Source organism: Flavobacterium sp. HBTb2-11-1 (genome assembly GCF_009826975.1).
Lineage (GTDB): Bacteria > Bacteroidota > Bacteroidia > Flavobacteriales > Flavobacteriaceae > Flavobacterium.
Genome location: NZ_WUMO01000010.1, coordinates 102,410 through 115,912 on the forward strand (window position 1 = coordinate 102,410; position 13,503 = coordinate 115,912).

The following is a 13,503-nucleotide window of genomic DNA, read 5'->3' on the forward strand; positions in this document are numbered from 1 at the left end:
TAGCGTAATGAAAAAAATAATCATATTAACAGCAGCTTTTCTTGGTCTTGTTTTTACAGCTTGTGAAAACGAATTGGATCTAAACAGCCCGAATGATATTACAGTTGACCAATATTGGAAAACTGAAAGCGATGCACAAGCCGGTGTAAACTCTATTTATGCCATGTTTTATAAAGACGGATTATGGGCAAGATGGATTTATTTCCGTTTAGATTTAACTTCTGACGAAGGTTATAGCGTAAGCCCGTGGACAGAATTGGCAGATTGGACGAGATTCAACTACATCAATTATAATTTTTGGGAAGGAAATGCCGTAACGTGGAGAGATACTTACAAAGCTATCTTTAGATGTAATCAGGTTTTGGCGAATGTTCCGAATATTACTTTTCAAAATGAAGATGATAAAAAGAAAATTATAGCTCAGGCAAAATTCTTTAGAGCAATGCATTATTACTATGCCGGAGTAATTTGGGAAGATGTTCCGTTGGTTTTAGATCCGTCTACGCCAGCAGATTTGCCAAAGCAAGTAAAAGTAGCTGAAATCTGGGCTCAAGTAGAAAAAGACTTGAATGAAGCCTTTGAGGATTTGCCAAGAGATTGGTCAGCAGACCAGTTAGGAAGACCAGACAAAGGTGCTGCTAAAGCTTTTCTAGCAAAAGTTTATATGCAACAGCACAAATGGCCAGAAGCAAAAACGGCTTTAGAATTTTTAATTTCTGGAGCAGGAGCGAAGTACAGTTTGGTGTCTAACTACCGAGATAATTTTACGGATACAAATGAAAATAATGCTGAATCTGTTTTTGAAATCCAATTTGGAGACCAAAGAAAAGGTGGAACCGGTGAAGATCAAAATGCGGCAGTTTCTAGCAACCGTTCTCAGTTCTTCGCACCAAGAGGAATTGGATGGTCAGACGGGCAGGCGCGCATTTGGTTAGTTGATGCTTTTAAACAAGAAAACAATAAAGACGGAAAATTAGATGAAAGGTTAAGATGGACTTTATTCTATCCTCAATTATTAGCCGATTTCGGAGACAAAACCTACGGCAGAAACTGGGAATGGAACAATAATGAAGCTTGGTTTAGAAAAGGAAGCCGTGATTATTACAGAAATAATGAGGATTATTACAGCCAAGTAAACTACAGATTGGTTCGTTATGCTGACATTTTATTGCGCTATGCGGAAGTTCTAAACGAATTGGGAAGCACTGCTCAAGCGTACCAATATGTTGATTTGGTAAGAGCTCGCGCCAATATGAATACATTGGCAACTGCGCATCCTGAAATTGGAAACGATCATGACAAATTCCTAGAGCGTTTGAAAATGGAAAGAGTTTTGGAATTGTGCGGAGAAAGCGTTCGTTGGGAAGATTTAAAACGTTGGGGCGATTTAAATACTCAAGCTTCTGTTGATAAAATTGCGCTTCGTGATCCAGATTTTAAAAACTTCACAGTGGGCAAAAATCATAGAATGCCAATTCCGCAAAGCGATGTAGATAATAATCCAAATTTAGAGCAGAACTCTGGATATTAACAATATGTATTTGGTGAAATTGAACAGAATTTAATTTTAACACATAGAAACATTCCCGATAGCTATCGGGATTAGGAATCTATTAAAGGCGTTTCACTTAGAATAATATACATAGAACTATGTGTTAAAGCTTGCTTTTTCTATAATCTTAAGCAGAGCAATAAAAACCTATGTTTCTATGTGTTAAAAATAATTTTTCATTCAACAAAATCTAATATAATCTGCTAAAATCTTTTAAAATCTGCGTGAAATACATTTTGCATTCTTTTTTCACGCAGATTGATACAGATCAAAGCAGATTTACACAGATTTAAATTCACCCAATACTTAAAAATTGATTTTTTTGGAATCAGATATAAAAGTCCGGTTCCCTTATCATAAAGAACGATTGTTCAAAAAAAATAAAATTTAGAATGAAGAAAGTAAAATTGTGTCTGACACTTGTGTTAGCAGGACTCGTATTGCTTAGCTGCAACAACAAAAAAAGTAATCCTGAAGAAAATAAAAGCGAAACTGTATCAATACAAAAAAGAGAAATCTGGACCAAAGAACAGGCCAATACATGGTATGCCGAACAGCCTTGGTTGGTTGGCGCAAATTATTCTCCTAGCACCGCTATAAATCAGTTAGAGATGTGGCAGGAAGACACATTCGACCCCAAAAGAATTGATCAGGAATTGGGATGGGCCGAAAATTTAGGCATGAATGTAATGCGTGTGTATCTGCATGATTTATTGCATCAGCAGGATGCAGAAGGATTATATAAACGCATGAATCAGTTTTTAGAAATTGCTGACAAACACCATATTAAAACCCTTTTCGTTTTGTTTGATTCTTGTTGGGATCCGTTCCCTGCATTAGGAAAACAGCGCGCACCAAAACCACATACGCATAATTCGGGTTGGGTGCAGTCTCCGGGACAAAAAGCGCTTCAGGACAAAACACAATATCCGCGTTTAGAAAAATATGTGAAAGAAACTGTTTCAAAGTTCAAAGATGACAAACGTATTTTGGGTTGGGATGTTTGGAATGAACCCGATAATATGACAGGACCATCTTACGAAAAAGTAGAAATTAAAAACAAAGTCGATTTGGTTCTGCCACTTTTGAAAAATGTTTTTGTTTGGGCAAGATCTAGTAATCCGTCACAGCCATTGACTTCTGGAGTTTGGGTTGGAGATTGGAGCGACGAGGCTAAAATGAAGCCCATGCATAAAATGCAGATCGAGCAGTCTGATATTATTTCTTTCCACAATTACAACATGCCTCAAGATTTCGAAAAAGTAATCAAACAATTGCAGCGCTACGGAAAACCCTTAATCTGTACAGAATATATGGCAAGACCAAACGGAAGTACTTTCGAAGGATTTTTGCCTCTTGCCAGAAAATACAATGTTGGTATGATCAACTGGGGATTTGTGGATGGAAAAACACAAACCAAACACGCTTGGGACAGTTGGACAAAAACGTACACGGCCGAACCAAAATTGTGGTTTCATGAGATATTGCACACAGACGGAACGCCATACATAAAAGCTGAAACTGATCTGATTAAGAAAATGACGGCTGGAGCAAATCAAAAGAATTAGATAATGTGTCAATTTGATAATTAGATATTTTTTTGCCACAGATTTCACAGATTAAAATGATTAAATCCTCTCAAATCCTTTAATCTGTGGCAAAAAAAAATAATTAGTGAAAATTAGTGGAATTCGTGGCAAAAAAAACTAAAAACGTATCAGCAATGAAAACACACAAAATAAAACAGCTCCTTTTACTGACGACAATTCTAGTTGGATTTTCCGTGAATGCGCAACAGCCAGACCCACCCGGACAAGTAAAAGGAAACGAAAAACCTAAAAACGAAGCCTATCTGTTTGCGCACATGACGCATAACGATTATGGCAGATTGTATTATTCGGTTAGTTTGGACGGACTTCATTGGGAAAATCTAAACAACGGAAAACGCGTTTTTGAAGAATACAAAGGTCATCCCGACATTTGTAAAGGGCCAGACGGAAAATATTATATCGCGGGAAATACTGGGGATGATGCAAAAGCAATCAATATCTGGGTTTCGGATGATTTGATTACTTGGAAAAAGCATGCCGATTATACACCAGATTTGAAAAGTACGCCCGATTATTCAAACGCTTTACAGCGAATTGGCGCTCCAAAATTGTATTATGATGAGCCTTCTAAAAAGTTTATTATGACTTGGCATACGCCACATCTGGAAGGGACGAAAGAAGACGGAGAACGCTACTGGGCAAGTCAGCGAACTTTGTATGTTTTATCTAAAGATTTAAAAACTTTTGAAGGAACTCCAAAACGTTTATTCGACTGGGATATGGGAACAATTGATGTTTTTATTCGTAAAGTCGGCGATTCCTATTACGCCGTGATTAAAGACGAAACGTATCCAACTTTGTATTGGACAACGGGAAAAACCATCCGAATTGCCAAATCAAAAAATCTTTTAGGACCTTATTCTTTGCCCCAGCAATCTATCAGTCCAAACTTTAGAGAAGCGCCAATGCTGATTCCTTCTCCAGATGACAAAATATGGTATATGTATTACGAACAATATCCAGGTGTTTCATACGGATTATCAATTGCAGATAACTTAAACGGACCTTGGTTTCAAGCCTCAGGCTATACTTTTTTCTCCGATTGGGACAAATACAGCCTTCCAGAAAAAGTACGTCACGGCTGTATGATTACAATCTCTAAAAAAGAATACGACAACTTGGTGAAGAAATTCGGTCTTACGAAGAAGTTATGAGTTAGAAGTTAGAAGTTAGAAGTTATGGGTGTTCTGCTGTAATGATTACCTAGTTATTTATTGAGGAATAAAATAACAATTGGTAAGAACTCATAACTTCTAACTAAAAACTCAAAACTCCAAAAAAATGGTTAGTTAAGTTAGTTTAGTTCAGTAATTATCGGGCTTATGTGGAGATAAGCCCGGTAATTCATTTTGATTCAGAAGAAAATCATGGCATTCGTTGAATGTCTAAAAATATAGAACATGAAAAGAAAAAGCATCCTTTTTTTAGCCTTGTTTTCCCTTTTTGCTGTAAATGCGCAATGGAAACCGCAAGGAGATAAAATCAAAACTAAATGGGCAGAGCAGGTTGATCCGAAGAAAACTTTACCCGAATATCCCCGTCCGATTATGGAGCGCGGCCAATGGAAAAATCTGAATGGTTTGTGGAATTATAGCATTCAGGAATTCGGAAAAGCCGCGCCTTCAAAATATGACGGGCAGATTCTGGTTCCGTTTGCGGCTGAATCGAGTTTATCAGGCGTGATGAAAGAAGTTGGTGCTAAAAATGAACTTTGGTACGAAACTCAATTTTCGATTGAATCGGGCTGGAATGGAAAAAACATTCTCTTGCATTTCGGAGCTGTTGATTGGAGGACAGAAGTTTTTATCAATGATGTAAAAGTCGGTTCGCATACGGGAGGATATACGCCATTTTCATTTGACATTACGCCTTTTATTCAAAAAGGAAAAAGCCAAAAGCTGGTTGTAAAAGTTTGGGATCCATCCAATGATGGCCCTCAACCAAGAGGAAAACAAGTCAAGAATCCGGAAGGAATCTGGTATACACCCGTTACCGGAATCTGGCAGACGGTTTGGATTGAGCCTGTAAATGCTAAAAACATCTCAGCATTAAAAACAACGCCAAATATTGATCAAAATACAATCAGCATAAAAGCTGAGGTAAATGGAGCAGAAAAAGGCGATTTGGTAGAAGTTTCTGTTTTTGATAACGGAAAAGAAATTGCAAAAGAAAAAGCCGTAATTGGAGAAAGTAATGATATTGTATTGATTGCGCCAAAATTGTGGTCACCTGAAAGTCCGTTTTTATATCAGACTAAAATTCGCTTAATCAGCAAAACTAAAGTAGTTGATGAGGTGAAAAGCTACTTTGCGATGCGAAAAATTTCATCAAAACGTGATGAAAACGGAATAATGAGAATGCAGCTGAACAACAAAGATTATTTCCAATTTGGACCTTTAGACCAAGGCTGGTGGCCAGACGGATTGTATACAGCGCCAACAGATGAAGCTTTGAAATATGATATTGTTAAAACCAAAGAATTAGGATTTAATATGATTCGTAAACACGTAAAAGTAGAGCCAGAGCGTTGGTATACGCATTGCGATCAGTTAGGAATTCTGGTTTGGCAAGATATGCCAAGCGGAGACGATCAGCCGATTTGGCAAAACAGAAAGTATTTTGAAGGAACAGAATTACAGCGTTCGGCAAAATCGGAAGAAATCTACAGAAAAGAATGGAGAGAGATTATGGATCATTTGTATTCTTATCCAAGTATTGTCGTTTGGGTTCCGTTTAACGAAGCATGGGGACAATTTAAAACCGTTGAAATTACCGAATGGACAAAAAATCACGATTCAACGCGTTTAATTAATTCTGCAAGCGGTGGAAATCACTTTCAAACTGGGGATATTTTGGATTTGCATAATTATCCAGGGCCAGAAATGTATTTGTATGATGCGAGAAGAGTTACAGTCTTAGGAGAGTATGGCGGAATCGGACTTCCACTAGAAGGACATCTTTGGAGAGCAAATGACAACTGGGGTTACATCAAATTTAAAAATGAGGCAGAAGTTACCGCCGAATATAAAAAGTACGCGGAAATGCTTCGAAAATACGTTAAAACGGGATTCTCGGCTGCAGTCTATACTCAAACAACAGATGTTGAAGGCGAAGTAAACGGTTTTATGACCTACGACAGAAAAGTGGATAAAATGGATTTTAAAGTGGTGAATAAGATTAATACGGAGGTTATCAATGCTTTGAATTAGAGTTAATTTTATTTCTCCCGCAGATTTGGCAGATTACGCTGATAAAAAATAACTGCAAAATCTGCGAAATCTGAGACAAAATTCAAAAGACTAACAAAAAACTAAAAATGAAAAAATATTTAATCCTTCTACTTTTCACGATAATAAGTTTTGCACAGCAGAAAACATTTACTAATCCAATTCTTCCATCGGGGGCAGATCCTTATAGCACGTATTACAAAGGCTATTATTACTACACGAACACACTTGGAAACAAATTGGTTTTGTGGAAAACAAAAGATCTTTCAGATATTAAAAATGCAGAAAGCAAAGTTATTTGGACACCGCCAAAAGGAACTGATTATTCAGCAGAAATCTGGGCGCCAGAGTTTCATATCATCAACGGGAAATGGTATTGCTATTTCGCTGCAGATAATGGAGATAACAACAATCACAGGATGTATGTTTTAGAAAATAAATCTTCAGATCCGTTTAAAGGGAATTTCCAATTTAAAGGCAAAATCGCTGCAAAAACCGATAAATGGGCCATTGACGGAAATGTATTCGAATATAAAAAACAGCTGTACATGATTTGGGCTGGCTGGGAAGGCGACAAAAACGGTCAGCAGAACATTTACATTGCTAAAATGAAAAATCCGCTTGAAATTGATGGTGATCGCGTTATGATTTCTGCGCCAACAAATGATTGGGAGACACATGGTACTTTGCACGATGATGTGAATCCGCCACAGGTCAATGTAAACGAAGGCCCGCAGTTTTTAGAAAAAAACGGCAAAATTTTTATTGTGTTTTCTGCCAGCGGCTGTTGGACTGATTTCTATGCTTTAGGATTGCTGACTTTCAATGGCGGAGATAATTTGCTGGATCCTTCAGCTTGGAAAAAATCTCCTGAACCCATTTTCAAACAATCAGAAAAAAATAAAGTTTACGCGCCAGGACATAATTCGTTCTTTAAATCTCCCGACGGAAAAGAAGATTGGATTTTATATCACGCTAATTCCAATCCAGGCGAAGGTTGCGGCAATAAAAGATCGCCAAGAATGCAGAAAATTGATTGGGATTCCAACGGATTTCCAGTTTTAGGTGAGCCAATTAGTGAAGGAGTGCCATTGGCTATTCCATCGAAATAAAAAAATAATCGGAGGATGAGATTGCTTCGTTCCTCGCAATGACATAAAAATGAAAAATATTCAAATTGCTGCAGTTTTGTTGCTTGTGCTTTTTCAATTCAATTGTAAAGACAGCAAAAAAGAAAATACAGTTTCAAAAGATAAGCCTGAAATAGCTTCAGATTCTATAAAAACGGTTTTAGAAACTAAAAACTTTGATACTATCATTGATGGTAAAAAAGTCGGTTTGTATTGGATAGAAAACAAAGATGTGAAAGCTGCTTTTACCAACTATGGCGGGCGATTGATAGGTTTGTGGGTTAAGGATAAAAACGGAAAATCAACCGATGTTGTAGTCGGAATGAATAGCGTAAAAGGTTTTAAAAACTCAACAGAACCTTACTTTGGCGCTACAATTGGAAGAGTAGGCAACAGAGTTGCATTAGGCAAGTTTACGCTTGAAGGAAAGCCATATCAAATTCCGCTAAACAATGGGAAAAATGCTTTGCACGGTGGTGCAAAAGGGTTTCAGGACGTTGTTTGGAATGCTGAAAAGACTAATGAGAAGAGTTTGGTATTTACTTATGTTTCGGCAGATGGAGAACAAGGTTTTCCTGGAAATTTAAATGTAAAAGTAACTTATTCTATTACAGATGATAATGCAGTTAGAATGGAATATGAAGCAACTACAGATAAAACTACAATTGTAAACTTAACGAATCACGCTTTTTTTAATTTGAATGGAGAGGGAAGCGGCACGATTTTAAATCACGAATTGCAGATTTACGGAGATAAATTTACACCAGTTGATGAAGGTTTGATTCCGACCGGAGAATTAAAATCAGTTAAGAATACGCCATTTGATTTTACTTCAAAACATACCATTGGAGAAAGAATTGAAAATAAAGAGGAACAGCTGAAATTTGGAAAAGGCTATGATCACAATTATGTGTTGAATACCGATAAAAAAGATGGTTTTGTTCATGCCGCAACGATAAAAGGAAATATCTCAGGTATTACTTTAGATATATTTACAGAAGAGCCTGGATTACAATTTTATAGCGGAAACTTTATGCAAAGTAAAAACACCTTTAAATCAGGCGCTAAAGACGATTTTAGAACGGCTTTTGCTTTAGAAACCCAGCATTTTCCAGATGCTCCAAATCAGCCAAAATTCCCTCAGATAACGTTAAAAGCAGGAGAGAAGTACCATACCGTTTCTTTGTATAAATTTTCGGCTAAATAGTAATGAGTTTTGAGTTGGAAATTAGGAGTTGGAAAACGTTATGGGAAAGACTTTTTTTTGAAAAATAAAAAAGGAGTTTTTTGAAGCTCAATGACGAATTTTTAACAAAATTTGTATCATAGAGGTTTTCTATAATAATGTTTTAACTATTTGATTTTTAGTTTTTAAATTGGATTAATTAAATAAAAAGTTTAATAATGAAAATAAAAAAATATTTTAGCCTATTAAGTCTATTTTGTGTCTTTATTTGCTGTTCTCAAGAGAAAGAAACCGCGAAAAAAACGCTTTCAAAAGAGAAACCGATCTTGTTGGCAGATCCAACCATTTTTTATGAAAATGGAGTTTATTATCTGTACGGAACAACGACGGGAGATTTTCCTAATGGAGAAGGTTTTCAGGTGTACACTTCTTCCGATTTAAAAAAATGGAATGGTCCGTCTGGTGCGCAAAATGGTTTAGCATTAAAAAAAGGAGATGCTTACGGAACCAAAGGTTTTTGGGCGCCACAGGTTTTTAAATACAATAATAAATTTTATATGATTTATACCGCCGATGAGAATATTGCCATCGCCAGCAGTGAAAATCCGATCGGGCCATTTAGAAGCGATTCTAAAGCTCCAATGTTTAATTTGGGTAAACAGATCGATCCTTTCTTTTTTGTTGATCAGGATGGCAAAAAATACCTTTATCACGTGCGTTTGACTAACGGCAACCGAATTTTTGTGGCAGAATTGAAAGATGATTTGTCTGGAATTAAAGAAGAAACGCTTAAAGAATGTATTTCTGGCGTCCTTCCTTGGGAAAATACTCAAAATGTTTCTTGGCCAGTTACAGAAGGGCCAACTGTCTTAAAACATAATGATTTGTATTATTTGATTTATTCTGCCAACGATTTTAGAAATCCAGATTATGCAGTGGGGTATGCAACCGCAAAAAGTCCGTTTGGACCTTGGGAAAAAGCGACAGATAGTCCGATCATTAGTAAAAAAAATGTTGGAATTAATGGAGTTGGCCACGGCGATGTTTTCTATGATAAAAACGGAAAAATGAAATATGTGCTACATTCTCACTTCAGCAATAGCGGAGTTTCGCCACGAAAAGCGGCAATTATTGATATTAATTTTGAAGGAAATAAAATCAAAGCAAACGCTAAAAGTTTTGTTTTACTGGAAGAATAAAACCTTGATTTTAGAGTTGATAACGGGAAAAGAGATGCTTGGCGTCTCTTTTTTTTGTTTCATAGAAGAAGAAACTGCAAGTGTTGCTGGAGATATAATTTAAAACGTTGCTTATTTCATATCAGATTCGTACATTGTTGAAAATTACAAATCATGACTAAAAAAATAGAAGACTTAATTCCGCATCGTGCCCCATTTCTTTTTGTGGATGAAATTATTTCTTACACAACAGACACAATCATTGGTTTAAAGACGTTTACAGATAAAGATGCCTGGCTTCAGGGTAGTTTTACGGACTTTAATTTTGTTCCAGGAACGATTTTAATTGAGGCGATGGCGCAGTGTGGAGGTGCAGGGATAAAGCTTTTAGGAATCGCAGATGGCGTTTTTGGCTTGGTGAGTTTGGATAATGTTGAGTTTTTTGGAGGTGTTGAGTTTAATAAACTCGTTAAATTTGTGGTAAAAAACATTCGTACGAGCGAAAAAATCATAAAACAATCGGGCGAAGCTTTTGATGAAGATAAATTGATTATGAAAGGCGAGTGGATGTGTGTGAAGCTTCAGTGAGAGAGAGTATAGATGAAAGAGGTGAGAAGAAAGGTTTTTTTGTTAGATGTTAGAAGAAAGAAGAAAGAAGAAAGACTTGTTTTAGATAAAAAAAGCGTCCTTGATTATTGGACGCTTTTTTATTTTTACATTTTTGTGATGATGAATTCACTTCGTCGATTGACTTGGTGTTGTGCTTCTGTGCACGGAACTCCATTTGAGCAATTATTGAGCAATTGGGTTTCGCCATAGCCAATTGCGCTTTCGATTCTTTCGGGAGCAACTCCTTGCGAAATAAGGTAATCTCTTGTGGCTTTTGCTCTTCGGTCAGACAATTCTAGATTGTATCGGTCGTTGGCACGCGAGTCGGTATGCGATTCGATTTTTATTACAACGGTATTATATTGATACATTAAGAGAACTACTTTATTTAATTCTATCGCAGCATCATAGCGAATGTCTGATTTGTCTAAATCAAAGTAGATAATTCCGATTTTTATTTTTAAAAGACCATTTTCTCGAACAATCAAGGCAGGATCTAAACCAACTACAGCTTCGGTTTTTCCAGAGCTGTTTGCGGTTACAATTGCTTTAGTATTGTTGTTATAATTCTCTTTTGAGACTTCGATAGTATAAGGCGTATTGCAATTTACATTGTTGTTAAAATCGTATTTTCCGTCGAGTTGCGATACGGTTTCGGTCACTTTTATTCCGTTGCTATTTTTTAACGTTACCATTGCACCAGCAATTCTGTTGTTTGAGATGGCATCAAAAACATAACCGCCTATCGCTTGATTGCACGATCTTTCAAAAGAATAAATATCGTCATCGCCTTTTCCAGTTTTTCTGTTAGAACATACAAAACCTTTATTGGTTGACTCGTTAACGATATAGCCAAAATCATCTCTATTACTGTTTAATGGTGCTCCGAGATTGGCTGGCGCACCAAAAGTGCCATCTGTTAATCGGCTTTCAAATACGTCTAAACCCCCTAAGCCTAAGAATCCGTCAGAAGAAAAATAAAGTGCCTGATCGGTAATATATGGAAACATTTCACGGCCAGTTGTATTTATTTTTTCGCCCAAATTTTTAGGTTCAGAGAACTGATTGTTGCCTAAAATATCAACTACAAAAATATCTGTAGAACCAATAGTTCCTGGCATATCTGAAACAAAATACAGTTTTTTTCCGTCTTTGCTAACCGAAGGATGTCCAACTGAATAATTGTCGCTGTTAAAGGGCAGTTCTTTTACATCTTTCCAAGAAACGGTTCCATTACTGTTTTCTGTTGCTGTTGCAGAAAAGATTTTAAGATTATTTATGCCTTTGCTATCGCGTTTCAGCTTTCCGTTATAATTATTTCGGGTGAAATAAATCGTTTTTTCGTCTGGAGAAAAGGCAATACAGGCTTCATGATATTTTGTTGTAATGTCTTTTCCAAAACGTTCTTTAAAAGTGACATTCGACTGCGTTTCGCTGATTTTTCCTAACTGCATATTGAGATAAGGTTGATCGTTCCATCCATATTTTTCAGTTTTATAATATGAAGAATCAATTGTGGTAGAGTAAACCAAATCTCCTTTATAGAACATCGGACCAAAATCGGAATAGGCAGAATTAATATCTAGGTTTTCAAGTATAAAAGAAGGCTTTATATTTTCAATGTCTTCTAGAGTCACATTTTTAAGCGAAAAGTTCTTAGCTCTTGGATCTGTTGATTTTTGTTTTTCAGCAAAGGCTTTCATCCATTTTTTGGCCAATTCGTAATTTTGAATCCCTTGTAAGGACTGCGCATAGCGAAATAGATATTCGGCTGAAACTTCGTTAGGATAGTCTGCAATTAGTTTTCCGTACCATTTTGATGCGCTTGACATTTTGGTATTAAAATAATAAGCGTCTCCAAGCCGTTGCAAGGTTTCTTTAGAAGCATCTCCATTGCCTACAGAAAGCTCGTAGGATTTTGCGGCTTCCACGTAATACATCTTATCAAAAAGAGCATCGGCAGTTTTGTTTTTGGTTTGTGAATAAATCAGCTGTATAACCAATAATGCGAGTATAGTAATTGTTCTTTTCATAGACTATCCGTATTAAAAGAATCTTGGTGATTTTAATCCTTTTTTGCGTGAAACGAGTTCAAAACGAAGCATGATTTCGTGTGTGCCACTATTGTAATTCTGCAGAGCCGTTGTGGTGTAATCATAGGCATAACCAGCCATAATCATTGGCGTTATCTGTATTCCGACCAAACCGCTTACAGAGTCTGAAGTGCGATAAGAAGCTCCCAGCGTTATTGCATTGTTGAACATGAAATTTGCTGAAAAATCGGCAATAATTGGTGCGCCAGCAACGTATTTTACCAAGACGGCTGGTTTGAATTTTGTATGTGCCGAAAGATCAAAAACAATACCTCCAATAAGATATACGTGTATTCTCTGATTGACTAGATCATCGCTGATATCATCGTAGGTATAGCGTTCACGTGTCATGAAATTCGGAATCGAAAGCCCGATATAATCTCTTTCTCCATGCCAGTATAGTCCAGCACCTACAACAGGTAAAAATTTATTGGTAATGTTTTCTCGAAATTGGGAATCAGGGTCTTTGTGGCTTCCTTTAGACCAGTCAATATTAATAACACGCCCGCCGCCTTTTAATCCGAATGAGAGCTTATGTGTTTCACCAGATTTGATGGTATAAGAGAAGTTAGCATCTAAATACTGCTCTTCTGTAGGTCCGATTTCTTCATTTATAATTGAGATTCCAAGACCGACATTTTTTCCGAGTGGAGTGTCTAATGAAAAACTTTGAGTATCTGGAGCGCCTTCAATACCAACCCACTGCGTTCTTAAAAGACCAGTTATGGTTAAATGTCCAAGAGATCCAGCATAAGCTGAGTTTACGGTCATTGTATTATACATATATTGAGTGTATTGCGGGTCCTGTTGTGCAAAGGCTCCATATACCGAGAATAGAGTTATTATCGCGAAAACCTTTTTTATATTTTTAATCATAGCCAATTCTATTTTGATTAATCCTATTCTTAAACTTGTCAT

Annotated in this window: 10 protein-coding genes; 8 read left to right on the plus strand and 2 right to left on the minus strand. The window is 36.7% G+C overall.

Going from position 1 to position 13,503, the window contains the following annotated elements; all coding sequences use genetic code 11:
- Window positions 1-7: 7 nt before the first annotated feature.
- From GR162_RS19620 to GR162_RS19655, 8 genes are all read left to right on the plus strand, one after another.
- Window positions 8-1,531, plus strand: coding sequence for a RagB/SusD family nutrient uptake outer membrane protein (locus GR162_RS19620; RefSeq protein ID WP_160783501.1), 1,524 nt, complete (start codon window positions 8-10; stop codon window positions 1,529-1,531).
- 413 nt (window positions 1,532-1,944) lie between these two features.
- Window positions 1,945-3,120, plus strand: coding sequence for a cellulase family glycosylhydrolase (locus tag GR162_RS19625; protein WP_160783502.1), 1,176 nt, complete (start codon window positions 1,945-1,947; stop codon window positions 3,118-3,120).
- Window positions 3,121-3,275: 155 nt separating this feature from the next.
- A complete protein-coding gene (locus GR162_RS19630) occupies window positions 3,276-4,316 on the plus strand; it encodes a glycoside hydrolase family 43 protein (protein WP_160783503.1) in 1,041 nt (346 codons plus the stop codon).
- A gap of 246 nt (window positions 4,317-4,562) precedes the next feature.
- Window positions 4,563-6,371: a glycoside hydrolase family 2 protein gene (locus GR162_RS19635; protein ID WP_160783504.1), complete on the plus strand. Its 1,809-nt coding sequence runs from the start codon at window positions 4,563-4,565 to the stop codon at window positions 6,369-6,371.
- A gap of 107 nt (window positions 6,372-6,478) precedes the next feature.
- Window positions 6,479-7,501 (plus strand): family 43 glycosylhydrolase, encoded by a 1,023-nt coding sequence (locus GR162_RS19640; RefSeq protein ID WP_160783505.1) that lies wholly within the window; start codon window positions 6,479-6,481, stop codon window positions 7,499-7,501.
- 49 nt (window positions 7,502-7,550) lie between these two features.
- Window positions 7,551-8,726, plus strand: coding sequence for an aldose epimerase family protein (locus GR162_RS19645; RefSeq protein ID WP_160783506.1), 1,176 nt, complete (start codon window positions 7,551-7,553; stop codon window positions 8,724-8,726).
- 197 nt (window positions 8,727-8,923) lie between these two features.
- Window positions 8,924-9,904, plus strand: coding sequence for a glycoside hydrolase family 43 protein (locus GR162_RS19650; RefSeq protein WP_160783507.1), 981 nt, complete (start codon window positions 8,924-8,926; stop codon window positions 9,902-9,904).
- A gap of 153 nt (window positions 9,905-10,057) precedes the next feature.
- Window positions 10,058-10,471 (plus strand): 3-hydroxyacyl-ACP dehydratase FabZ family protein, encoded by a 414-nt coding sequence (locus GR162_RS19655; RefSeq protein ID WP_160783508.1) that lies wholly within the window; start codon window positions 10,058-10,060, stop codon window positions 10,469-10,471.
- A gap of 125 nt (window positions 10,472-10,596) precedes the next feature.
- Here the strand turns inward: GR162_RS19655 and GR162_RS19660 are convergent, their stop codons facing one another.
- The gene (locus GR162_RS19660; RefSeq protein ID WP_160783509.1) at window positions 10,597-12,525 is read right to left on the minus strand and encodes an OmpA family protein; all 1,929 of its coding nucleotides are present in this window, start codon (window positions 12,523-12,525) and stop codon (window positions 10,597-10,599) included.
- A 12-nt stretch (window positions 12,526-12,537) separates the two neighbouring features.
- Window positions 12,538-13,503 carry a type IX secretion system membrane protein PorP/SprF gene (locus tag GR162_RS19665; protein WP_160783510.1) on the minus strand — a complete coding sequence of 322 codons (966 nt, stop codon included), beginning with the start codon at window positions 13,501-13,503 and terminating at the stop codon, window positions 12,538-12,540.